The 22946-nt window shown below is 64.1% G+C and carries 20 protein-coding genes; 5 read left to right on the top strand and 15 right to left on the bottom strand.

Translation table 11 applies throughout. The features are described 5' to 3' along the window. Positions 1-93 precede the first annotated feature (93 nt). Positions 94-1512 (top strand): DUF7283 family protein, encoded by a 1419-nt coding sequence (locus tag KOL99_RS21915; protein WP_407931854.1) that lies wholly within the window; start codon positions 94-96, stop codon positions 1510-1512. A 115-nt stretch (positions 1513-1627) separates the two neighbouring features. Here the strand turns inward: KOL99_RS21915 and KOL99_RS11980 are convergent, their stop codons facing one another. Beyond that, complete coding sequence (locus KOL99_RS11980) at positions 1628-1933, bottom strand: hypothetical protein (protein ID WP_216510701.1); 306 nt, start codon at positions 1931-1933, stop codon at positions 1628-1630. A gap of 240 nt (positions 1934-2173) precedes the next feature. On the opposite strand from KOL99_RS11980, the gene KOL99_RS11975 reads away from it, so the two are divergent. Next, positions 2174-3274 (top strand): NADH:flavin oxidoreductase, encoded by a 1101-nt coding sequence (locus tag KOL99_RS11975; protein WP_216510700.1) that lies wholly within the window; start codon positions 2174-2176, stop codon positions 3272-3274. Between the two features lie 91 nt (positions 3275-3365). Here the strand turns inward: KOL99_RS11975 and KOL99_RS11970 are convergent, their stop codons facing one another. From KOL99_RS11970 to KOL99_RS11935, 9 genes are all read right to left on the bottom strand, one after another. After that, positions 3366-4319, bottom strand: coding sequence for a hypothetical protein (locus KOL99_RS11970; RefSeq protein WP_216510699.1), 954 nt, complete (start codon positions 4317-4319; stop codon positions 3366-3368). A 15-nt stretch (positions 4320-4334) separates the two neighbouring features. Next, the gene (locus KOL99_RS11965) at positions 4335-5174 is read right to left on the bottom strand and encodes an MlaA family lipoprotein (RefSeq protein ID WP_328760197.1); all 840 of its coding nucleotides are present in this window, start codon (positions 5172-5174) and stop codon (positions 4335-4337) included. Between the two features lie 2 nt (positions 5175-5176). Next, a complete protein-coding gene (locus KOL99_RS11960; RefSeq protein WP_216510698.1) occupies positions 5177-6466 on the bottom strand; it encodes an alpha/beta fold hydrolase in 1290 nt (429 codons plus the stop codon). 23 nt (positions 6467-6489) lie between these two features. After that, entirely contained in the window at positions 6490-7476 is a 987-nt protein-coding gene (locus KOL99_RS11955) for a TAXI family TRAP transporter solute-binding subunit (RefSeq protein WP_216510697.1), read from the bottom strand. Between the two features lie 132 nt (positions 7477-7608). Continuing rightward, positions 7609-7740 (bottom strand): hypothetical protein, encoded by a 132-nt coding sequence (locus tag KOL99_RS21800; RefSeq protein WP_268898928.1) that lies wholly within the window; start codon positions 7738-7740, stop codon positions 7609-7611. A gap of 97 nt (positions 7741-7837) precedes the next feature. Further along, positions 7838-9253, bottom strand: a complete 1416-nt coding sequence (gene adeC, locus KOL99_RS11950) for an AdeC/AdeK/OprM family multidrug efflux complex outer membrane factor (RefSeq protein WP_216510696.1) — start codon at positions 9251-9253, stop codon at positions 7838-7840. A 1-nt stretch (position 9254) separates the two neighbouring features. Then, entirely contained in the window at positions 9255-12416 is a 3162-nt protein-coding gene (locus KOL99_RS11945; RefSeq protein WP_216510695.1) for an efflux RND transporter permease subunit, read from the bottom strand. Positions 12417-12511: 95 nt separating this feature from the next. Beyond that, entirely contained in the window at positions 12512-13816 is a 1305-nt protein-coding gene (locus KOL99_RS11940; RefSeq protein ID WP_216510694.1) for an efflux RND transporter periplasmic adaptor subunit, read from the bottom strand. Positions 13817-14008: 192 nt separating this feature from the next. Further along, the gene (locus tag KOL99_RS11935; RefSeq protein ID WP_216510693.1) at positions 14009-14611 is read right to left on the bottom strand and encodes a TetR/AcrR family transcriptional regulator; all 603 of its coding nucleotides are present in this window, start codon (positions 14609-14611) and stop codon (positions 14009-14011) included. 220 nt (positions 14612-14831) lie between these two features. Here KOL99_RS11935 and KOL99_RS11930 point away from each other — a divergent pair, with 220 nt between their 5' ends. After that, on the top strand, positions 14832-15353 hold the full coding sequence (locus KOL99_RS11930; protein WP_216510692.1) for a nitroreductase family protein: 522 nt from the start codon (positions 14832-14834) through the stop codon (positions 15351-15353). A gap of 113 nt (positions 15354-15466) precedes the next feature. Here KOL99_RS11930 and KOL99_RS11925 read toward each other — a convergent pair whose 3' ends face one another. The 5 genes from KOL99_RS11925 to wecB form a co-directional block, all read right to left on the bottom strand. Further along, positions 15467-16048, bottom strand: a complete 582-nt coding sequence (locus tag KOL99_RS11925) for a M23 family metallopeptidase (protein ID WP_407931853.1) — start codon at positions 16046-16048, stop codon at positions 15467-15469. 358 nt (positions 16049-16406) lie between these two features. Then, complete coding sequence (locus tag KOL99_RS11920; RefSeq protein WP_216510691.1) at positions 16407-18080, bottom strand: FAD-dependent oxidoreductase; 1674 nt, start codon at positions 18078-18080, stop codon at positions 16407-16409. 81 nt (positions 18081-18161) lie between these two features. Continuing rightward, positions 18162-18401 (bottom strand): RND transporter, encoded by a 240-nt coding sequence (locus tag KOL99_RS11915; protein WP_216510690.1) that lies wholly within the window; start codon positions 18399-18401, stop codon positions 18162-18164. Positions 18402-18626: 225 nt separating this feature from the next. Continuing rightward, entirely contained in the window at positions 18627-18803 is a 177-nt protein-coding gene (locus KOL99_RS11910; RefSeq protein WP_216510689.1) for an FmdB family zinc ribbon protein, read from the bottom strand. Positions 18804-18878: 75 nt separating this feature from the next. Continuing rightward, positions 18879-19973 (bottom strand): non-hydrolyzing UDP-N-acetylglucosamine 2-epimerase, encoded by a 1095-nt coding sequence (gene wecB, locus KOL99_RS11905; RefSeq protein ID WP_216510688.1) that lies wholly within the window; start codon positions 19971-19973, stop codon positions 18879-18881. 329 nt (positions 19974-20302) lie between these two features. Between wecB and KOL99_RS11900 the strand changes: the two genes are divergently transcribed. Then, on the top strand, positions 20303-22318 hold the full coding sequence (locus KOL99_RS11900; protein ID WP_216510687.1) for a CheR family methyltransferase: 2016 nt from the start codon (positions 20303-20305) through the stop codon (positions 22316-22318). 31 nt (positions 22319-22349) lie between these two features. Beyond that, a complete protein-coding gene (locus KOL99_RS11895; protein ID WP_216510686.1) occupies positions 22350-22886 on the top strand; it encodes a chemotaxis protein CheW in 537 nt (178 codons plus the stop codon). The last annotated feature ends 60 nt before the right edge of the window (positions 22887-22946 follow it).

Genomic DNA, 22946 nt, shown 5'->3' with positions numbered 1-22946 from the left:
TTTCACTCATCGCATTGGCTTTGGAGCGAGAAACTGCTATAACTCAGGAAAGTTATACCGATACGTAGTACAAGCCCCCCCGGCTCCGACGCTATGACATTCCCAAAGGAGGAAAAAGTGATGTCGCTTAGAATAACCAGCTGTTCGCTAGCCGCTCTGTCAGTAGTCGCGCTCTTCACAGCGCACGGCGTAGTTGCAGGCGAGGCCGCACAGGCAAAGAACAAGGCGAGAGACGTCAAATCGTGCGCGGTCTGTCACAAACCCGCGGAGGGACAACTGCGGGCATTTTTCGACAGCGTCGCTATGAAATCGCAAACGATCCAGCTGCGGTTCGATGACGGCGCCGAGGTGGTCGCCTTCGACAAGGACACCCTGAGCATCGTCAACGCCACGGTCCCGGGTAACCTCGAGAAGTCGCTGCGAGCCATCAAGAAGGGGCACGAGGTGCGGGTGGCGTACCAGGAAGGACTCAACGGGATCAAGAAGATCAGCGAGATATCCATCAAGCCGGCGATGAAGGTCCCCGCCGAAAAGCAGCTGAAGGTCGAACAGGTGGAAAAGCTTTTGACCGGTAAGGAGAAATACACGCTCGTCGACGCGCGACCGGCCGCGAAGTTCCAGGAAGGGACCATCCCGACCGCGATCAACATCCCCTACCCCGCGTTCCAAAAGAATCTGGACAAACTCCCCAAGAACAAGGCGGAGTTGCTGGTCTACTTTTGCGCCGGCGTCACTTGAGCGCTCAGCCCTTCGTCCGCCCGTGAGGCGGAGAAACTCGGCTACAGCAACGTAAAGATCTTCCACGATGGCATCCCCGAATGGAACAGCCGCAACTTCACCGTGGTGAGCGCCCAGGCCCTCAAGGAGGGGTGGCTGGACAAAGGCCTCTCGTTCGTGCTCCTCGATGTCCGCCCCGAGTCACAGGCGGCACAAGGCTTCATACCGGGCGCCACCAACGTGCCGGAACGGGAACTGGATCAGGCCCTGGCGAACTTCCCGAAGCGGGAACTGAAGCCTCCGGTGGTGCTTTACGATGCCACCGGCGACGGCAGCGCCGAGCGCGTCGCGGCCAGGTTGATCAAGGCCGGCTATCCGGGTCCCCGCGTCCTCACCGGCGGCTACGCCGCCTGGAAGGGGGCCGGCTATCAGGCCGCCACCGGGAAACCGGCCGTACAGGTCGTCTACGTTCCCAAGCCAAAGCCGGGCACCATACCGGTCAACGAGTTCCAGGCCTTCGCCCGCGCAATTCCGGTCGGGGTGCAACTGCTGGACGTGCGGGGCGCCGACGAAGCCGCCAAAACGGGGATGATAAAGGGCGCGGTCAACATCCCGGCCGACGAGATTGTCGACCGACTGGGAGAGATATCCAGGGAGAAGAAGGTCGTGCTGCACTGTAACACCGGCACCCGCGCCGAGATGGCCTACACCATCCTGAAGGAGAAGGGTTACCAGGTCCAGTACCTGGACGCCACCATCACTCCAAACCAGGAAGGTGGCTTCACCATCAAATGACCCGCGACGCGGGGAGCATCAGTGACTGAAATAAAGAAGGGCCCGCCACCATGGGGGCGTGCCCTTTCCTTGTCGCCATCGCACCTGGCCGAGGCACGGGTGCGGCAGGTCACGACTAGTGCCTGTTCAGCGCGCGAAGCGTGTCGTTGGCCTCCTGCAGTTTCTTCTTGAGGATTTTCAGTTCGTCGACGGTATAGGTGCTGGCGCCCTGCTCATTGATGGCAACCTGGAGCTTCCGGATCTTGTCCTGGATGCTGTCGACCTGGTTGTTGCAATCCTTGAGGAGCATCGCGCACTCTTTCTCGCACTGCGCGTCACCGGCTTTGTGCATGCTGCCGTGGTTGGCGGCTTCGTCAGCCAGTACCGGGGTTGCCGCCGCGAAAAGGGATACCGCCATAAGCACCAAGAGTTTCTTTTTCATCGTTACATCCTCCTTGATCGAGAGTTTTTTTTGCGCGCTTCATCGCGCGTCTGCCTTGACTAAGAGCATCACACGTGCCAAGTCGCAAATGGCTGATTTTTCGACGTCGGCATCGGCACGCGGACCTGTATTAGAGAATAGTCGACAACACCAGTGGCTTATTCGGCAAGATATCCCGCTGGAGAGGCTGTGGTTGAAGCGGCCTCACCGAGGACCGGCACGGGGACCAAGGAGCGGAAGATGGCACAACTTTTTGAGGAGGGTCGCATAGGGAAACTGCGGCTGAAAAACCGCTTGGTGCGCTCGGCGACCTGGGAGGGGCTGGCTGACCAGGAGGGCTCGGTTACCCAGCGGCTCATCGACATGATGGTCGAACTGGCGCGAAACGAGGTCGGTCTCATCATCTCGGGCTACGCCTTCGTCACCAAGGGGGGACAATCCACCCCATGGCAGCTGGCGGCGTGGCACGACCGGTTCCTTCCTGGCTTGCGCGACATGGCGGAGGCAGTCCATGCCGCCGGCGGAAAGATCGCGCTGCAGTTGGTGCACGCCGGACGCTTCTCCTCGCAGGAGCTGACCGGCGAGCGACCGCGAGTCCCTTCCGCCGACGGACCACTGAACCAGGCCCTGACCGGTAGCGAGTTGGAGACGCTGATCACCGCTTTCGCCGACGCGGCTGCCAGGGGGAAAGCGGCCGGCTTCGACGCGGTGCAACTGCACGCCGCGCACGGCTTCCTGCTGAGCGAGTTCCTCTCCCCCGCTTTCAACCGGCGCGAGGACTGCTACGGGGGGTCCCTGGAGAACCGGGCCAGGCTGCTGCTGGAGGTGGTTCGCGGGGTGCGGCTGCGGGTAGGCGAAGACTACCCGGTCCTGGTGAAGATGAATTCCGACGATTTCCTCGAGGACGGCATGACGGCGGACGAGGCGCTCCGGGTCGCCGAAATGCTGGAGCGGGCTTCGGTCGACGCCATCGAGTTTTCCGGCGGCACCCCACTCTCCAACGACCTCATCCCGGCGCGCCCCGGCGAGCTGACCAGCAAGGAGCACGAGGTCTACTACCACGGCGCCGCCCAGGAGTACCAGAAAATGGTGCGTATCCCCCTCATCCTCGTTGGGGGCATCCGTTCTTTCGAGGTGGCGGAGGAGTTGGTGCGGCGGGAAGAGGCGCAGTTCGTGGCGCTGAGCCGCCCACTGATCGGAGAGCCCGACCTGGTCAGGAGATGGCACCAGGGAGACCACGGTATGTCCGTCTGCATTTCCTGCAACGGGTGCTGCGGACCGGCACTGGAAGGGTTGGGGCTGCGCTGCGTGGTCCTCGACCCAGAACAGGAACGGGCATAAGAAAGCCCCCCGCGGCGATGCCGCGGGAGGCATGGATGTCATCGTTGCCTTTTAGTGGGAGAGGCACCTGACGGAGCGAGTCCCCTTCCGGCTAAGCCGGGATGTTCACCAGGGAGGCGACCAGCCTTCTTCCCTCGGCGTCGCACAAGACGTCAAAGGTCACCTCGCGGGCGTCCGGCCCGGGTTCCTTGCGCTTGATCCCCATCCGGTCCACGATCAGGGTCTCCCTCCCCACCCACAGGTGCTCCTCGGCCCGCCCCAAGACGTCGGCTACCACGCCCAGGTAGACCTCAAGCATCTTGTCGTCCTTCCCTATCGCCAGCAGTTGCGCCTCGATGTCGGCCAGGTTCTTCTCCAGGGCGGCCACGTCCGTTGCCGCTCCCGTGCGGGGATCGAAGCCGAAGCCGCCGCGTCGCAAAAGGGTGAGCTTGGAGCCCAAGAGCGTGCGGTGCTTCTCCAGGTTGCCCCGCCTCGTCTTCATCTCGGTGATCCTCCCCAGGGCAATGCGCAGCAGGTGGTCGTAGGCCCGGCGTTTCAGCTGGTAGCGGGTTTCCTCCTCGTTGCCGTAAAGGTCCATGAGCCGGTGCGCCTCGAAGCTCACCGTCACCTGGGGCACGTCGCGCAGCACCACGTCGCCGGAGAGTTCCGCGCCGAGCGTGAGCCGTTCCCGCTTTTCCATGAGGAGAAGGCCGGTCGCCCCGTGCTGCAGGCTGCCGCGCTTGCCGCGCAACTGGGCGATGTTCGGTTCACGCTCCAGGAAGTCGCCCAGTTCCGAGGCCGTCATGAAGTAGGTGCGCAGGTTGGGATCGTTGTCGTAGGCGCTTAGGTCGAGCGGCAGGGCCGGCCCGGTGCCGTCGACCAGAGACACCACGTGGTCGATGGCGTGCAGGACGGCGGGGCGGAGTTTCTTCTTGTAGGCGAAAACGGCACGGATCCAGGGATCGGTGCCGTCAACGGCGCGCTCGATGGCCTTGTTGACCAGGGAGTCGGGGACGGCACCGCCTTTGGTGCCGCGCCGGAAGATTGATTGTAAGAACCTCAGCAACTGTTACCTCCGAAGTTACCGTTTCTCCTTGCTTTGCTCTATGTCGAAATCGCGCTTCATGGTGTACAGGGTCCGGATCAGTTCGTACTCGAAGGGCGAGCCGGTCTGGCGGTACCTGAAGGGGGTGCGGTGCCTGCGGTCCACGGCGTAGATCCCGGAATAGGCGTAGGTGAAGGTGCTGTCGTTGATCCAGGCCACCGGGCCCAGGTAGTTCGAGGTGGCGAGATCGGCGACCAAGCCGGTGGTGTCCCGGACGTTGGAGGCCCCCAGCACCGGGAGCATCAGGTAGGTCCCGCTCCCGGTACCGTAGTGGCCGAGCGTGATCCCGAAATCCTCGGTCTGGCGTTTGAGCCCCATCTTCCTGGCCTGGTCCCACAGGCCGCCCACGCCGATGGTGGAGTTGATGACGAAGCGGCTCACCGTGATGCCGGCGGCCTTGAGATTGAACTGGAGAAGGTTATTAGTCAAGTTCCTAATTTCACCCATGTTGTCGATGGCGTCCGAGACGCGCCCCTCGAGGTAGTTGGGCATGATGAACTCGTAGCCGCGCACCACGGGAAGGTAAAAGTACTCGTCGAAGTAATAGTTGAACCGGTAGCTGCCGCGATTGAACCCCTCCACAGAGTCCTTCACGTCGAGCATGTTGGGCTGGCCCGGCTTCACGAAATCCTCGTAGCGCCTAAGCGGCGGCTCCACCGGGCCGGTCACCCTGGGCGCGGTGCTGCAGGCGGAGAGCGACAGACCGATGAGCACCAGCATCAGAAGCCGCAGGCCGGCACCCTTCGCCATGATGGGGTTCCCTTTTCCTTTTACGCGCGACATCGAACAGGGCATGTGATCGGCGTGCTTTTTCATGATCACTCCTCCTTCCCTTTGAGAAAGCCGGTGATGGCGGAGACGACGTCGGGGTGGAACATATTGCCCATGTGCCCGCCGCTGGGGAAGATCCAGGCACGGTCGCCGAAGACCCGCTCGAGGTACTCGATGTCCCCTGAGACCAGGATGATGTCGTCCTCGTTGTGGATGAGCCCGAACTTCTTGGACCCCTTCAGGTACCCTTCGAGCGCCCGCAGGGTTTCCCGCCGCAGCAGGTCCTCGCGGGTAAGCCCCGGCTCCATCTTCTGGTAGTGCGGGAAAAGCCACTGTTCGAAGTAGTCGACGAAGCTGGTCTTGTAGGCGACGATAGCATAGCGGGTGAGCGAGGTCGTCGAGGTGAGGCGTACGTTTCTGGGCACGATGTAGCCGCCGCCGTTCATGACGTCCGCGGTGAAGATCATGTCGGCGGCATTCATGCGAGCGGTGAGACCGATCAACGCCGCCAGGTTGCTTTCGCTGGGCTGCATCCGCTTGTAGGTGCGGTACATCGATTCGCCGCTCAGGCCGCCAGGCTCCCAGGCCTCGGCAAGGTGCATCGTCTGGCTGAAAACGCCGCGGAACCAGTTGTCGAAGTTGTCCATGCCCCCGGGAACGTTATCAACCAGCAACCGGTCCAGTGCGGAGACGGAATCGTACAGGCAGATCGGCGGGTTGATCAGGAGCACGCGCCTGAAGTTGAAGCGATGTTGCTGGTCGTCGAGTTTGGCGACGAAGGCGGCATCGAAGCCCCCCAGGCTGTAACCGGCGAGCAGGAAATAGGAGACATCTACCCGGTCACGAACCTTCTGGTAGGCGAGATCCATCACCCGGTACAGGTCCTTGGCGTCATCGGTGGCGATGCCGGGGAGGCCGCTGGCCGCATTCACCACGAAATCCATGTGGGTCGGCGACGTGACCGAGATGACGTGGAAGCCGGCCTGGTACAGCACTTTCTGCAACTTCAACATGCGCGGCACGTCGAAACGGGAACCGGAGCCTGCGACGAGAAAGACCAGGGGGGCCTTGTGATCCTGGTACACCAGGGAGCAGATCAGCCCGTTTTCGTACCAGAAGACCTCCGGAATCTCCCGCTTCGGGAAAGGGCGGACCACGAACTCGTAGATCGGGACCTTGTCGGGGAGCCTGACCTCGAATTCCTTCGGGAGCTCCATCACCGTCGCCTCGTAGGGGTTCACGAAGGGGTAGAAGTAGGATTGCGGTGGCGCCGCGGCGGCAGGTGCGACGGCGATGAAGGAAAGAAGCAGCAGAGCAAGCGCCAGTAAACGTTTCATGGAAACCTCCCTACGGCCGGCCGCTACGGTACCAGGCCAGACTCTTTGAAGTAGCGTGCAGCTCCCGGATGCAGCGGAATCACGGTCACTCGTGCCGCCTGCTCCGGTGTCAGATCCTGGAGGATCGGATGCTGGCGCCGGAACAGGTCCAGGTTGCCGAGGATCTCGCGCACGATACTGTACACGGAGTCGTCGGACTGGTCGGCAGAGGTGAACAAGACGGTACGGACGCCCAGGCTTTGGACGGTACCGGTCGCCTGCACCTTGGGGTAAAACCGCATGGGGATGACGACCGGGGCGAGGAGCGGGTTGTTGCTTGTCACCTGCCTGATCAAGCTCTCCTCGAGCGGGACCAGGAGCACCTTGCGTTTCCCGGCACTCGCCTCCAGCACCGTCAGGTTCGGGTGTCCGACAATGCAGAGGTAGGCGTCGATATCCCCTTTTTGCAGCAGTTCCGGGGCGATGGCCGTAGAGTGCCCGGAGGTGATCACCTCCGCGGGGTTGAGCCCGGACATCTGCAACAGCGCGCTGGCGTAGGTGTTGTCAATGGAGCCGGGAGCGCCGATGTTAAGTCTTTTCCCTTTCAGGTCAGCGATGCGCTGTATGCCACTGTCCACCGCGGCAACGATGGTGACGGTTGCCGGGTAGAGCCCGAGCACGGCCCGCAGTTGCCCCTTCGCGTTCCCCTCCCAGGGTCGTACCCCCTGCGCCGCCCGCTTCAAAAGCTCGGTCTCGGCGATGCCGAACGCCGCCTTCCCCCCGGCGACCGCGTCGATGTTGGCCACCGACCCGGCCGAGGCGAGCGTGGCGAGCCTCACGCCGTAAACCGCGCTCTTCTTGTTGAAGACCTTGGCGGTGGCGCTCGCCGCGGCGTAGTAGGAACTGGTGGTGGTGCCGGATGAGATGGTGAAGGATTGCAGCGGGGCTGCAAGAAGACGGGAAGGTGCAAGCGGTAAGGAGGAAACAGCAAGGAGCGCCAGGAAGCGCGCGACCGGTGGACAAACATGCATAGGGAGCCCCCCGTGAAGCAGGTTTGAACAACAAGCCTATGTTATACCATTTTTTCGCGCAAACACAGCGGAGGCGGTGGCAAACGTCGACGGTCGATGTTGGCAGGTGCTACCTGAACAGGCACCGGCTCTCTAGTGCTTGAGGAGAAAATGGACTAGGTTGACCGGCCAGTCAGGAAGAGGCTCGGGAGTAAGGAGGTAGTATGCGATGATCAAAGTGACGGCGGCGATGCAACTGTAGAGGGTGATGCGTGCTCTGGACAACGGGGCTCCTTTCGGCTGCAGGGAGTTCGACACAGTGAGTCCCCCTGCCCCGTCACTGATTCCCCGGGCCGTTGCCGGCCCGGGGATGTTTTCTGCCTTATTTGCTGCCGCCCCCCAGCACCTTGTAGAGGGTCACCATGTTGTTCAGGCGCGCGAGGCGGGTGGTGATGAGGTTCTGTTGGGCCGCGTACAGCGAGCGCTGGGCGTCCAGGACATTCAGGTAACTGTCAATCCCGGTCTGGTAGCGGGCCTGGGAGAGGCGGAAGGTCTCGGCGGTGGCGCCGGTCAGTGATTGCTGCGCCGCCACCTGCTCGTCGATGGTGCCGCGCTGGGCGAGCGCGTCGGCCACCTCGCGGAACGCGGTCTGGATCGCCTTCTCGTACTGGGCCACCGCTATGTCGCGGTCCACCTTGGCCACCTCGAGGTTCGCCTTGTTGCGCCCCCCCTCGAAGATCGGGACCGAGATGTTCGGAGCGAAGCTCCAGGCGAGGTTTCCCCCCTTGAACAGGCTGGTGAGCTGGTCGCTGCCAAAGCCCACACTGGTGGTCAGGGCGATGCGCGGGAAAAAGGCGGCCCGGGCCGCACCGATGTTGGCGTTGGCCCCTTTCAGGTTGTACTCGGCCTGCAGGATGTCCGGGCGGGAGAGGAGCACGTCCGAGGGAAGCCCAGGCGCCACGTCCTTCACCGCGGTGAGTGCCTCGGTCAGCGACTTGGGCAGGAGGTCCTGCGGGACGTCGGAACCGACCACCAGGACGAGGGCATTCAGGTCCTGCGCCACCAGGGTGGTATAGCGGGCTATGTCCACCCGGGCGGAGTCTACGCTGGTCTGGGCCTGCTGCAGGTCCAGCGCGGAGGCGACACCCGCCTCGAACCGGCTCTTGCTGAGCCGGTAGGACTCCTGCTGGTTCGCCAGGGTGTCCTTGGCAAGCTGGAGGCGCTCGAGATCGGAGCCGAGGGTCAGGTAGGCGTTGGCCACCTGGGAAACCAGGGTGATCTGCACGCTGCGCCTGGCCTGCTCGGTGGAGAGATACTGCTCAAGCGCCTGGTCCTTGAGGCTCCTGATCCTGCCGAAGAGGTCGAGCTCGTAGGAGCTGAGGCCGACCGAGACGTTGTAGGAGTGCCCCACGCCGCCGTTGCCGTTCTGGGCCAGGTCGTCGGCCGTCTTCTTGACGGAAAACGCGCCGTCACCGGTGACCGTCGGGAAGAGGTCGGCGCGCTTTATCTGGTACAGGGCGCGGTAGCGGTCCATGTTCAGCACCGCCACCTTGAGGTCACGGTTGTTGTCCAGCGCGAGCATGACGAGCTTTTGCAACTGCGGCTCGACGAAGAACTCCTGCCAGGGGATCTCGGCCAAGGGCTTCTGCGCCGCCTGCTCCGCCTTGTAGGAGGGGCCGGCGGGCCAGTTGCCGGGGACCGGAGCCGCCGGCTGGGTGTATTTGGGTGCCATGGAGGCGCAGCCTGAAAGGAACAGGAAGGCGGCCAGGGCAATCGGTTTAGCTATCGTGCGTGTCATGCTAGTGCACCTCCGCAGCGGGGGCGGCAACGGCCTTTTTGGCCGAGCCGTGCTTCTTGGAGAACGTCCTCGTCACCATGACGAAGAAGAACGGGATGAAAATCAGGTCGATGAAGGTCGCCGACAGGAGGCCGCCGGTCACCGCGGTGCCGATGGCGTTCTGGGCGCCGGCCCCCGCCCCCTTGGTGAGGGCGAGCGGCAGGGTACCGAAGAAGAAGGCGAGCGAGGTCATGATGACCGGACGCAGCCTGATCTTGACGGCGGTCAGCGTCGCCTCGACCAGTTCATGCCCCTGGTGCATCTGGTCCTTGATGAACTGGATGATCAGGATCGCGTTCTTGGTCGACAGACCAATGGTGGTCAAGAGACCGATCTGCAGGTAGATGTCGTTCGGGAGCATCCTGAGCGTCACCGCGGTGACCGCGCCGACGAGACCCAAGGGGAGCATGAGCAGGTTGACGAACGGAATGCTCCAGCTCTCGTAGAGCGCCGCGACGGCGAGGAAGACGACCAGGAGCGAGATGGCGTACAAGGCCGGCGCCTGCTTGCCGGCAGCCTTCTCCTCGTAGGAAAGGCCGGTCCACTCGTAGCTGATTCCCGGCGGGAGCTTGGCCGCCATGGCCTCCATCTCGGCCATGGCCTCGCCGGTCGAGACCCCCTTGGCCGCGTTGCCCATGATCTCCGTGCTCGGAATGCCGTTGTAGCGCTCAAGGCGGGGCGATGCGTGCTCCCACTTCGCGGTGGCGAAGGCCGAGAAAGGCACCATCTCGCCCTTGTCGTTTTTCACGTACCACTTGTTGATGTCCTCCGGGACCATGCGGTAGGCCGCGTCCGCCTGCAGGTACACCTTCTTGACCCTGCCGTTTTGCAGGAAGTCGTTGACGTAGGAGGAGCCCCAGGCCGTGGCCAGGGTGTTGTTGATGTCCGCCAGCGATACGCCCAGCGCGCCGGCCCGTACGTCGTCGATGTTCAGCTTGAACTGCGGCGTGTCGTCCTGGCCGTTGGGGCGCACCGCCATCAGCTTCTTGTTCTGGCTTGCCATACCGAGGAGCTGGTTCCTGGCGTCCATGAGCGCCTGGTGACCGAGTCCGCCGCGATCCTGCAGGTGGAAGTCGAAGCCGTTGGCTTGACCGAGCTCGACGACCGCAGGGGGCGAGAAGGCGAAGGCCATGCCGTCCCTGAACTTGGAGAAGGCGCCCATGGCGCGGCCGGCGACAGCCGGTGCCTTGAGATCCGGGGTCGGACGCAGTTTCCAGTCCTTCAGCTTCACGAAGGCGAGACCCATGTTCTGGCCGCGGCCGGCGAAGCTGAAGCCTGCCACCGTGATCAGGGAGTCGACGCTCTTCTTCTCGTTCTCCAGGAAGTGCTTCTCGACCTTCTCCAGCATCTTGATGGTGCGCTCCTGCGTTGCACCGGCGGGGAGCTGGATCTGGCAGACGATGAAGCCCTGGTCCTCGTCCGGCAGGAACGCGGTGGGGAGGCGCAGGAAGAAGAAGGCCATGGCGCCGACCAGGCAGCCGTAGAAGACGAGGTAGCGCAAGGGCTTCCCGAAGGAGTTGCCCACGATGGACTCGTACTTGTGGCGCGCCTTGTCGAAGACCCTGTTGAACCAGCGGAAGAAGCCGCAGAACCAGCCGGACTCGCAGGGCTCGTGCCCCTTGACGACCGGTTTAAGGAGGGTGGAGCACAAAGCCGGGGTCAGGATCTGGGCGGTGAAAACCGACAGTATCATCGCCGAGACGATGGTGATGGAGAACTGGCGGTAGATGACGCCGGTGGAACCGCCGAAGAAGGCCATCGGGATGAAGACGGCGGAGAGCACCGTCGCGATGCCCCAGAGGGCCGAGGTGATCTGCCCCATCGACTTGACCGTCGCGTCGTGCGGCGAGAGCCCCTCCTCGGTCATGATCCTTTCCACGTTCTCGACCACGACGATGGCGTCGTCGACCAAGAGGCCGATGACGATGACCAGGGCGAACATGGTCAGGGTGTTGATGGAGAATCCCGCGGCGAAGAGGACGCCGAGGGTGCCCAGGAGAACGACCGGTACCGCGATGGTCGGGATCAGGGTGGCGCGGATGTTCTGCAGGAACAGGAACATGATGATGAAGACCAGGCAGACGGCCTCCATCAGGGTCTTCACCACCTCCTCCATCGAGATCTTCACGAACGGGGTGGTGTCGTAGGGATAGACCACCTTGGCACCGGCGGGGAAGAACTTCTCCAGCTCGGCCATCTTGGTCTTGACGCGGTCCGCGGTGTCGAGCGCGTTGGCGCCGGCGGCAAGCCTCAGCGCCATGGCGGCGACAGGTTTCCCCTTGTAGCGGGCCAGGGTGTCGTAGTTCTCGGTGCCGATGTCGATCTTGGCCACGTCCCTGAGCTTCACGGTGGAGCCGTCGGGGTTGGTGCGCAGCACGATCTCCTGGAACTGCTCCTGGGTCTGCAAGAGGGTACGCGCCGTGATGGTGGCGTTCAGCTGCTGCCCCTGCATGGCGGGCATGCCGCCGAACTGGCCGGCGGAGACCTGCGCGTTCTGGGCCTGCAGCGCGTTGGTGACGTCGTTGGGGGTCAGCTTGTAGTTGTTCAGCTTGTCGGGGTTCATCCAGATGCGCATCGCGTTCTGGGAACCGAACACGGTCACCTCGCCCACGCCCTCGATGCGGCTCACGATGTCCTGGACGTTGGACACCATGTAGTCGGTCAACTGGTAGCGGTTCAGGCTGCCGTCCTCGGAGACGATGCCGACGATCATCAGGAAGTTACGGGTCGACTTCACCACCTGGATCCCCTGCTTCTGCACCACCTGCGGCAAAAGCGGCGTGGCGAGCTGCAGCTTGTTCTGCACCTGCACCTGGGCGATGTTGGGGTCGGTCCCGGCCCTGAAGGTCAGGTTGATGGAGACCGCACCCGCGGAATCGCTGGTGGAGGCCATGTAGATCAGGTTGTCGATGCCGTTCATCTTCTGCTCGATCACCTGGGTTACGGTGTCCTGCACCGTCTGGGCCGAGGCGCCGGGGTACATGGCGTTGATCGAGATCTGCGGCGGCGCGATGGGCGGGTACTGCGAGACCGGCAGCGACTTCATCGCCAGAAGGCCGCCCAGCATGACCGCGATGGCGATGACCCAGGCGAAGATGGGTCTGTTTATGAAAAACCTGGACATGGAATAAGCTCCTTAAATCTGAAAGCGACGTTCTGCGTTCTGTGTTCGACGTGCTACGCGGACGTCCGCTGTGTGCGCCTGTGTTGGTTCGCCAATTACTTCTTCTGGGACGGTGCCGCAGCCGCGGGTGCTGCGGGTGCGCCCGGGGCCGCCGCAGCCGAAGCTGCCGGCTTGGCGCCCGCGCCCCCCTGGCCGCCCTGCCCTGCCGCGGCCTGACCACCCTGACCTGCCGGGCCGCCCTGACCTTCGGGAGACTGGAACGGCACCACCTTCACCTGGGTGCCGGGACGCGCCTTCTGCAGCCCCTCCAGGATCACCTTCTCGCCCGGCTTCAGGCCGGAGCTGACCAGCCATGCGTCACCCACGGTGCGGGCGACCTGGATCGGCCTCGGCTCAACCTTGTTCTCGGCGCCCACGACGAGCACGATGGCCTGGCCGGCGGCGTTGCGGGTCACGCCGCGCTGCGGGATCAGGATCGCCGCCTCGTTGATCCCCTCCTCGAGTACCGCGCGCACGAACATGCCGGGGAGCAGGGTCTGCTTCGGGTTCGGGAAGACGGCGCGCACGGTGATGGAGCCGGTGCTCTGGTCCACGGTCACGTCGGAGAACTTGAGCGTACCGGTCGATGGGTACGCGGTGCCGTCCTCGAGCAGGAGCTTCACGCGGGCCTGGCCGGCCTGGTCACGCTTCAAAAGACCGGTGGCGAGGCTGCGGTTCAGCTTCAGCATGTCCGAGCTCGACTGGGTCACGTCGACGTACATGGTGGAGAGCTGCTGGATGGTGGCCAGGGCGGTTGCCTGGCTCGCCGTAACCAGCGCGCCGTCGGTCACGGTGGAGCGTCCGATGCGGCCGGAGATGGGGGCGGTCACCTTGGTGTAGGCCAGGTTGATCCGGGCGGTCTCCACGGCGGCCTTGGCGGAGGCGACGTCGGCCTCGGCCTGCTTGAGCGCGGCGTAGGCGGAGTCGTAATCCTGCTTGCTGACCGCGTTGATCTTGACCAGTTCGCGGAAGCGCTCCTCTTTGAGCTTGGCGGGGAGCACGTTGGCCTCGGCGCGGGCCTCGCTGGCCTTGGCGCTGGCGTAGGCGGCCTGGTAGGTCGCGGGATCGATCTGGTAGAGCACCTGGCCTGCCTTGACGTCGCTCCCCTCGGTGAAGACCCGCTTCAGGATGATGCCGCTCACCTGGGGACGGACCTCCGCGATCAGGTAGGGAGACGTGCGCCCCGGGAGTTCGGTGGTCAGGGCGATGCGCTGGGGCTTCACCTCGATGACACCCACCTCGGGGGGACCCATCGGCGGGCCGCCGGCCTGCTGCTGTTTCTTGCCGCACCCGGCGAGAAGCAGGGAGCCGCTGAGAACTGCCACGACGGATAAAAACTGTGCCCTGTACTTGATCTGCATGAAAACACCTCGTTTGGTTGGTTGCTGCCGTGAAAAAGGTACAGGCGGCGCCTCGCGGCCCGCCCCGTTATTTGCGTTTAAAGGTAACTATCAAGACGATGCCGCCCCAGGTCAGGGCGCACAGAATCAGACAGAGTTTCATCAGCATCGGAAAAACCTCGCGTTACTTTAGGAATGAATGATCAGTCAACGCTAGCGGCGCAGCGCGTCCCAGCACGCCCCCACCACCTGCTCGATCAGCGCATCGTCCAGCTTGATGAAGCCCAGGATGTGATCGCGACAGATATCGACCAAAGGACCGAAAAAGAGCGAGAAGAGAATGGCCAGTTCCAGCGGCTTGAAGATCTGCTGCGTCACCGCCTCCTGGAACAGGTCGCTGATGATGTCCTTTCTGGTCTCGCCGAAGAGCTTCTCCCTGCGGTGGTCGACGCCGTAGGGTGAGTTGTGGAACTGCTCGACGAAGCGCAACTGCAGCGGCTCGCTGATCAGGTGGCGCACCAGCGCGGTGCCGATATGCACCAGGCGCTCGCGCACCGGCCCCTGCTCGGGGTACCCCTGCATCATCACCTCGACGAACCGCTCCTCGACGTTCTTGTAGATCCAGCGGATCAGGTCGTCTTTGTTCTCGAAGTAGCGGTAGATGGTACCGGCGCCGACGCCGGCCTTCTCGGCGATCATCGCCATGGGGGCGCCGTGGAACCCCTGCTCGGCCACCAGTTCCAGCGCGGCCTGGATGATAGCTTCACGCTTTTCGGCGCACTTGTCAGGCTTGTCACACTTCTCTGCTTTTTCCATCTTCTTCCCCTTGTGCGGAATGACCGTTCATTCCTTTATATGCCCCCCGTTTGTTGCTGTCAATAAGTCAAAACGGCAAAAACGATTAAAAACAGGTAAAGATGAAGCACCAGGCGGCGCGCAGCACTCACCGGAGCGGGTTTGACTGGGAAAAGGATTTGGAGTAGATTTGCCCCTCTGTCACAACAAAGCCGACCATCTCACTTAAGAAGGGAACGCCATGATCGAACTGTTACGCAAACGCCGCAGCATCCGAAAATTCACCGATGAGCCGGTATCCGCCGAGGCCGTCGAGACACTGATCGAAGCCGCCCTGAGAGCACCCGCCTCGCGCAGCCTGAACCCGTGGCAGTTCGTCGTCGTGGACGATCCCGAGCTGCTGCGGCAACTGGCGGCGGCCAAACAGCACGGCTCCGAGTTTGTGGCCCGCGCCCCGCTCGCCATCGTGGTATGCGCCGACAGTACCAAGTCCGACGTCTGGATCGAGGACTGCTCCATCGCGGCCATCCTGATCCAGTGCACCGCGCTGTCGCTGGGGCTTGGGAGCTGCTGGGCGCAGATCCGCGAGCGCAATCACAACGCCCAATCGAGCGCCGAACAGCACGTGCAGGCGCTGCTCGGACTGCCCGATACGGTCAAGGTCGAGTGCATCCTGGGGATCGGTCATCCCGCGGAACAGCCAAGGCCCCTTCCCGCCGAGAAGCTGCAACGCGAAAAGGTGAGGCGCAACCGCTGGTCCTGAAAGAAAAAGGCCCGCCCCGGTGAGGGGGCGGGCCTTTTTCGTATGTTTGCGCAGCTTGGCGAAAAAAGGGCACACCCCGGAGGAGGTTTGAAGGGGTGTGCCAATAACACCGTTTAGCCGCCGTTGATATCGGACTTGATGTTTTGCAACAGGGACCGCAGCGATTCGTCGAGCCGCTCTTCCAGGATCCGGCGCGTCTCCGCGCTCATGCCGCGGGACGGCGACGGCGCGGTCGCCGCAACCTCCGCATCCTCCCCGCTCTCTCCAGCCACCGGGCGGCCGCTCGGTATCTGCTCGTAATGCACGTGGGGGCCGGTCGATCTGCCGCTGTTGCCGGAGAAGGCCAGCACCGCTCCCGCCTCGACCAGTTCGCCTGAATGGACGTTCACCCTGGAGTTGTGTCCGTACAGGGTGCGGTCGCCGTTGTCGTGTTCGACGATCACCGTGGCGCCGTAGCCGCGGCGCTCGCCGGCGAAGGTCACCGTCCCGGCGCGCGTCGCCCGTACCGGGGTGCCGGTCGGGACCGCGATATCGATGCCGCGGTGAAAGGCGAGTTTGCCGCTCCCGAAGGGATCGAGCCGCCAGCCGGTGCCCGAGGTCACCACGCCGTCCACGGGTAGGGAGGCGCCGGCCAGCACGGGAAGCGGTGCGCCGCAGAGAAGCATGGTCAGGATGAATAGGAAGTAGCGTGTCACTCGTGGTTCCAATCAAAGAGGATGTGCCGCGCCGGCCGAGTAGCCAGTATCAAGTTGCGTGCCTGCCTTGCCGCCCCCCGCTAACCAGCTGATTGGAAGACACTTTTCAGCGGCCGTGATTCCGAAGGCAGCTCCGAGCGGTGGAGAATATTCCCTGAGACTGCGGAATATTCGGCAGCCGCCATCTCCGCAGGGGAGCGTGGACAGTGGACGGGCGAATGATTATTCGCCCCTACAGGTGGCGGGCGTCCCCGCCCCTCCGCAGGGAGCAGATTCACTCCCCGCTGAAGCCGCCTCCAAAAGAAAAGGGACCGCGCTCAGGCGGTCCCCGTGGTCGAGCGGGCGACGTGGCTTGCCGTCACTGGTCCCGGAGGCGGTAGGGCCAGGCCATGATGCCGCCATCCATGAACTTCACGTCGCCAAAGCCGGCCGCGTCGAGAATCTTCTGTGCCTCGTACCCCCTGAGGCTCACCTTGCAGAAGGCGACGATCTCCTTGTCCCTCGGGAGCTCTTCCAGCCGCTCGCGCAGCGCTCCCAGCGGGATCAGCTTGGCGCCGGCGATGCCGATCTCGCCGTGCTCGGCGGGGGAGCGGACATCGAGCAGGATGAAGTCGTCCCCGTCGTCGAGCTTTCTTTTCACCTCCCGCGCCGAGATGCCCCGGGCGTGGCCGGCAAGCTTGTTCTTCATGATGTCGGCGGCGACGATGAGGTTGTCCATGGCGGCGCTGTAAGGGGGGGCGTAGGCGAGGTCCAACTGGGACAGCTGTTCCACGCTGGCCCTAAAGGTGATGGCGGCCGCGGCCGCGTCGAGCCGTTTGTCCACCGCCCCCTCCCCCGCCGCCTGCAGCCCGAGGAAACGGCCGGTGCCGCGCTCGGCGACCAGCTTCAGCAGGATCGGCTTGGCGCCGGGGTAGAAGTGGGCGCGGTCCGGCGCCGGGGAGAGCACCGTCTCCACGTCCAACCCGAGGGCACGGGCCTCGCTCTCGGTGAGGCCGGTCTTCCCGGCGTTGACGTTGAACACCTTGAGGATGCTGGTGCCGACGACACCGGCGAAGGTCGCTACCCCGCCGGCCGCGTTGATCCCAGCGACCCGTCCCTGCTTGTTGGCAGTGCTCCCGAGCGGGATGAACACCTTCTTCCCGGTGACGAGGTGGGTGGTTTCGCAGCAATCGCCGCAGGCGTAGATGTCGGGGTCGCTCGTGGTCTGTCGCTCGTCCACCGCGATGGCGCCGGTCACCCCGATCGCGAGCCCGGCCTCGCGGGCGAGGGCCACGTTGGGCCTCACCCCCGGGGCGAGCACCACCAGGTCGGCGGCGATCTCGTGGCCGCCGGCGATCACCTGCCGCACCCTTCCCTCGCCGGCGAAACCGGTGACCGCGCAGCCGGTGAGCACGGTCACCCCCTGCAGTTTCAGCTGTTTCTCCACCACCGACGCGACCTCGGGGTCGAGCACACCCGGCAGGAGCTGGTCCCGCATCTCGACCAGGGTCACCTGCATCCCCTTGCCCCGCAGCGCTTCCGCGGTCTCAAGGCCGATCAGGCCCGCGCCGATGATGCAGGCCACCGCACCGGGAACCGCCTTTTCCTTCAGCAGCTCGGCATCCTCGATCGATTTCACGGTGAAAATATTCCGCAGGGAGACGTTCTCGAGGGGAGGCACCAGGGGGGAGCTGCCGGTGGCGAGCACCAGCGTGTCGTAGGGGAGTTCGCTCTCGGCGCCGTCCCCCTCACGCAGGCGGATCACCTTGCGCTGCCGGTCGATGCCGGTCACCTCGGTGCCGGTCCGCACCGACACCCCCTTGACCTTGCTGAAGAAGTTGCGGTCGCGCACCACCCCGACCGGGGTGCTCATCAGTTCGTTCAGGTCCTTGACCATGTCGGACAGGTAGTACGGGATGCCGCAGGCGCCGTACGATATGAAGTTGCCGCGGTCGAGCACGACGATTTCGGCCCGGGAATCGGTTCTTCTGGCCTTGGCGGCCGCCTTGGCCCCGGCGGCGTTGGCGCCGATCACCACTATCCTCTTGTTCATCATCTCCTCCAGAGTCTCGTCTCTGCGCTCCGCGCGAGGCCTCCAGCGGCCGACGGCGTCGCGCTTTGGCATCACGCCGTCTCACGACCGGCCACGGGCGCCCCCACGGTCACGAATATCCACGGCCACCCGGCAGGCCAGGAGCGCGAAGGGCCAGGCATGCCAGAAAAGATCGAAGATATCCAAAGGCCGCACCAGGGTGCCCGACAGGAGCATCCTCGCCTTGCCCACCAGGTGCGGCTCGGGAACGAACGGGGCGAAACCGAGCAGCACTGCGACCGGAATCAGGACCCCGTATCCCGGCAGTTTCAGCTTTTCCACATCGTCCTCCCCAAAAGGCGCGCCGCCCCGGACTCTCACGCGTCAGGCGCCGCAACCGCACAATACACATTCGACTTTTTGCATGTCAAGCTAATTCCTCCGTTTACAGCATCGAGGCCCTCGGAGGGGGGCCCAGCCGGGAGAACAAGCAAAAAAAAGGAGGCCGCCAGGGGCCCCCTCTTCTCGCTTTAATGCTGCGCCCAACTGGGCGACCGGTTAAAACCTTCAGCCGCCGCTGTGGCACTTTTGTTCCGACGCGCTCCCCGCCGCGAAGGTAGAGAGCGCCTTGTTCACCGCCGCTGAACCGCAGGTCGGGCAGCTGCACTCGTCGGTCGCGCCCCCTTTTTGCAGCTTCTCAAAGCGGGTACCGCACTCCTTGCAAACGTACTCAAAAATGGGCATGGCAGCTCTCCTCGTTCTTTTATATGCAAACTTTCGCATATACTATAGCCGCGATACCTCCATGTCAAGGGATGATCACGCCCCCTCCCCCTCGGTCAGCACGTGCCAGATGCGTTGCGCGGCTCGTCCGTCCCAAAGGGGCGGGACCCGGGCGCTGTTTTTCTTGGCCAGGCTTTGCTCGAAGCCCGCGAGGATCCCCCGCGGCGAGGTGCCGGCAAGCACGTTGCTGCCGATCTCCACGGTGATGGGGCGCTCGGTGTTTTCCCTGATGGTGACGCAGGGAACGCCCAGGGCGGTGGTCTCTTCCTGGAGACCACCGCTGTCGGTCAACACGGCTTCCGCATCCTTCCACAGAAACAGCGCCTCGCGGTAGCCTAGCGGCGGCAGCAGAACCACCTTCTCCGAGAGGTGCACGCCGTGTGCCTGCATCATCTTCCTGGTGCGCGGGTGCACCGGGAAAAAGATGGTCCGGCTCTGGGCGAGCTGGTTCAACGCCTGCGCTATGCCCGAGAAGGTCTCGCGGCAATCGACGTTTGAGGGGCGGTGCAGGGTGAGGAACAGGTAGGGGCGCGCCTGCTCCTTCATGGCGAACCGATCGAGCCGGGTCTGGTCCTCGCGCGCGAGGCACTCGACCTGGTGCAGGAGATTGTCCACCATGACGTGCCCCACCGCGTGAATCCTCCCCGCGGGCTTTCCCTCGCGGAGCAGGTTGTCGACGGCGCTCTCCTCGGTGACGAAGAAATGGTCCGAGATGGCATCGGTCACCATCCGGTTGATCTCCTCGGGCATGGCGAGGTCGAAGCTGCGCAACCCGGCCTCGACGTGGGCAACCTCAATGCCGCACTTCTTGGCCACGATGGAACAGGCGAGCGTGGAGTTGACGTCCCCCACCACCAGGACCAGGTCGGGACGCTCCCGGAGGCAGACCTCCTCGAAGGCCACCATGACGGTGGCGGTCTGGGCGGCATGGCTGCCGGAACCGGCGTTGAGCGAGTAGCTCGGCTGCGGGATCTCCAGCTCCTCGAAAAAGGTGCCAGACATCTCCTGGTCGTAGTGTTGGCCGGTGTGCACGATGCTGCAGCGCACGGAGCGGCAGGCGAGCGAGGCGCGGTAGATGGGAGCTATCTTCATGAAATTGGGTCTGGCACCGGCAACCAGCAGGACGTTCATGGCTTCCTCGTCGATCAGCAGCCCGCGGTGACGGGGAGTTGCGGGGCTGCAGCCGGGGTTTATTGGGGTCCGCAAAACATTGTAAGTTTTTAACATTGACACCGGCGATTGCAATCGCTCCTGATCCCGCAGGGTGAGAATTCATCAAAACAGGATTTTATGGATGAAATTAATTTTAGTTGACCTACGCAGGCTAAACCAATAGTATTGATGTGATTTCGGCTGATTACCTTTTACCAGAGCGTTTTATTTTGTCGTACACAGGTTTCACCGCCACTTGTCACGCTTCGAGCCTGTTACCAAGATATACAAGTAAGAGGGACAGCCACTTGCCACTGCAAATCCTCATCATCAGCGACAACGAATCCTTCACCACCTACCTGGGTGAACTGTTGCAGTGCGCCGGGCATATCACCCGCTCCGTCGCCCAGGAAAAGGAAGCCTTTCCCGCCATCAGGCGGCAGAAGCCGGACCTGATCATCCTCGCCCTGGAGGCGTCGAAGATCGCCCCCCTCGCCATCGAGCACAGGGTACAGACGCCGTCAGGGCCCCGCTCGGTTCCCGTCATCGTCATTTCCGAGTGCCTGAGACTCGAGGCGGAGCTTTTGCAGGTTTTCGATTTCATCGGCAAGCCCCTGGACGTGAAGCGCCTGCTGGAAGACGTCACCGCGGTGGCGCTGCGAAAGGAAGTGCCCCCCCAGGACCAGGAGCTCGACGCACCGCTGGCCGCCGCCTTTTCCCGGCACATCCTGTCCCGCAGCGGGCTGCACTTCGACCAGCGCAACCGGGCGGCGCTGACGCGCGGGCTGCTGAAACGAATGGCGGCCCTGCGCCTGACCGACTTCAGGGAGTACCTGCAGTACCTCAAGGAACACGGCGAGGACCGTCACGAGCTCCAGAAGCTTTTGCAGTTCCTCACCGTCGGGGAAACCTACTTCTACCGCTACCCCGCCCACTTCGAGGTCCTGAGGGAGCGCTTCGCCCAGCACCATGCCAGCGCCTGCCCGATCCGGATCTGGTCGGCGGGGTGCTCCACCGGCGAGGAGCCCTACTCCATCGCCATGACCCTGATGGAGACGCTCCCCGACTGGAGGGAGCGCGACATCCGGATCATCGCCACCGACATCAACAACCGGTCCCTGAAAAGGGCGCGCGAGGGGGTGTACTCCCCGTGGTCGATGAGGATCGCGACGCCGGAGCAGTCGGCGCGCTATTTCAGGCGGGTCGGCGAAAGTTTCCTGATCCGGGACGAGGTGAAGCGGCTGGTGCAGTTCTCCCACCTGAACCTCTCGATCCCCTGCCGGGAGCCGGTCTGCGACGAGCTGCGCGAACTGGACGCCATCTTCTGCCGCAACGTGCTGATCTACTTCACCCCCGAGACCGCGGCGGGGATGCTGCAGCGGTTCACCCAGGCGCTGAAGCCTGGGGGCCTGCTCTTCCTGGGGCACTCGGAGACCCTGCTGCAGCGCGGCCTCGACCTCGAATTGAGGCGCAAGGAGCGAAGCTTTTACTACGTGAAGGGGGGCACCGTCGGCGAACCGGCCGCCGCCCCCCCCCGCGACGCCGCGGCGCCGGCCTGGGAGGATGGCGATGCCCTGAGCGCGGAGCAGCTCCGGCTGGCGGCGGAGTGGCTCAGCAAGCAGACGCCGTGGCAGGGTGACGCCGAGCCGCAGAGGGCGGACGGCACCGCTGGCCCGGGGCGCCCCTCACCCCGCCCCTCTCCCGGAGGGAGAGGGGGTGTACCGGCGCCCGCTGAGCCCGCTGAGCCCGCTGAGCCCGCTGAGCCCGCTGAGCCCGCTGAGCCCGCGACCGCCGCGACCGCCGCGACCGCCGCCGGCGCGTCGGACGCGGCCGACCTGCTGCAGGCGGCGCGGGAGCTTTTCGACCGTGAGGAGTTCGAGCCGGCCCTGGAGCTTTTGGAGCTGGTGCTGCGGTGCCGTCCCGATTTCCCGGACGCCCTGGTGCTCAAGGGGTTCATCCTGGCCGGCAAGGGGGCGCTGGAGCAGGCGCTTGAGACCAGCGAACGGGTGCTCGCCCTGAACGACCTCCTCCCGGAGGCCTACTTCCTGAAGGGGGTGCTCCTGGACGCGGCGGACCGCTTGGACGAGGCCGCCGGCGAGTACCGCAAGGCGCTCCTTTTGGACCACGACTTCATCATGCCGCGCTACCACATGGGGCGGCTGCACCTGCGCCAGGGGAGGATCGCCGAGGGGACGCGGGAGATCAGAAACAGCATCAGGATCCTGTCGCGCTGCCGCGACGAGGAGACCATCCCCTTCTCCGGGGGACTCACCAGGGCGGTCTGCATGCTGCAACTGCAGAGCACGCTGGCACGGGTGGCCTAGGCCGGCCGAACCAGCCACGAGAGGTTTCTAGATGGGAGACGACAACAGCTACGACATCCGCACCATCCTGACCCAGATGCGGGAAGATTACTGGCTGGCGCTCGCCGAGGAGGAGAGCGAGGCGAGGGAAACGCTGGAGTGCCTGGTTTTCACGCTGGGGGGGAAACGCTACGCCTTCGAGACCCACTACGCCTGCGAGGTGATCCGGGTCCCCAAACTGGTGCGGGTACCCGCGGTGCAGAGCCTGATCCGGGGGATCTTCAACCTGCGCGGGGAGATCACCGCCGCCATCGACATCCGCCCCATGCTGGGGCTCCCCCAGCCCGAGATCGGTCCGACGGGGAGGATCCTCGTGGTGCGGGGCGACAACTTCGCCACCGGCATCCTCGCCGAGGCGGCGCACGGGGTGCAGGGGCTCTGTTTCGACAGCTTCGAGCCGGTCGCGACGGGTTCCGGCATCAAGGCCCCCTTCGTCCGGGGGCACTTCGCGGTCGAGGAGGGAAGCGTGATCCTGCTCGACATGGAGGCGCTGCTGGCCGACCCCGAGCTGGTCGCGGGCGAGCTGTGAGGCGGGCGCTGGGCCTTGGAAGAGAGTAGGAAGTTACGAACATAAACTAGATACTGGGGT

It is taken from the genome of Geomonas azotofigens, from assembly GCF_018919395.1.
GTDB lineage: Bacteria > Desulfobacterota > Desulfuromonadia > Geobacterales > Geobacteraceae > Geomonas > Geomonas azotofigens.
The sequence above is the reverse complement of the archived record's forward strand: the minus strand, read 5'-3'. Positions and strand labels throughout refer to the sequence as shown.

What these genes read in the sequence shown, in the direction of transcription:
- KOL99_RS11960 (WP_216510698.1), bottom strand. Translation starts at nt 6,466, where the DNA reads ATGAAACGTTTACTGGCGCTTGCTCTGCTGCTTCTTTCCTTCATCGCC.
- KOL99_RS11920 (WP_216510691.1), bottom strand. Translation starts at nt 18,080, where the DNA reads ATGAACAAGAGGATAGTGGTGATCGGCGCCAACGCCGCCGGGGCCAAG.
- KOL99_RS11935 (WP_216510693.1), bottom strand. Translation starts at nt 14,611, where the DNA reads ATGGAAAAAGCAGAGAAGTGTGACAAGCCTGACAAGTGCGCCGAAAAG.
- KOL99_RS11930 (WP_216510692.1), top strand. Translation starts at nt 14,832, where the DNA reads ATGATCGAACTGTTACGCAAACGCCGCAGCATCCGAAAATTCACCGAT.
- KOL99_RS11895 (WP_216510686.1), top strand. Translation starts at nt 22,350, where the DNA reads ATGGGAGACGACAACAGCTACGACATCCGCACCATCCTGACCCAGATG.
- KOL99_RS11955 (WP_216510697.1), bottom strand. Translation starts at nt 7,476, where the DNA reads ATGCATGTTTGTCCACCGGTCGCGCGCTTCCTGGCGCTCCTTGCTGTT.
- adeC (WP_216510696.1), bottom strand. Translation starts at nt 9,253, where the DNA reads ATGACACGCACGATAGCTAAACCGATTGCCCTGGCCGCCTTCCTGTTC.
- KOL99_RS11975 (WP_216510700.1), top strand. Translation starts at nt 2,174, where the DNA reads ATGGCACAACTTTTTGAGGAGGGTCGCATAGGGAAACTGCGGCTGAAA.
- KOL99_RS11940 (WP_216510694.1), bottom strand. Translation starts at nt 13,816, where the DNA reads ATGCAGATCAAGTACAGGGCACAGTTTTTATCCGTCGTGGCAGTTCTC.
- wecB (WP_216510688.1), bottom strand. Translation starts at nt 19,973, where the DNA reads ATGAACGTCCTGCTGGTTGCCGGTGCCAGACCCAATTTCATGAAGATA.
- KOL99_RS11910 (WP_216510689.1), bottom strand. Translation starts at nt 18,803, where the DNA reads ATGCCCATTTTTGAGTACGTTTGCAAGGAGTGCGGTACCCGCTTTGAG.
- KOL99_RS11945 (WP_216510695.1), bottom strand. Translation starts at nt 12,416, where the DNA reads ATGTCCAGGTTTTTCATAAACAGACCCATCTTCGCCTGGGTCATCGCC.
- KOL99_RS11965 (WP_328760197.1), bottom strand. Translation starts at nt 5,174, where the DNA reads ATGAAAAAGCACGCCGATCACATGCCCTGTTCGATGTCGCGCGTAAAA.
- KOL99_RS11980 (WP_216510701.1), bottom strand. Translation starts at nt 1,933, where the DNA reads ATGAAAAAGAAACTCTTGGTGCTTATGGCGGTATCCCTTTTCGCGGCG.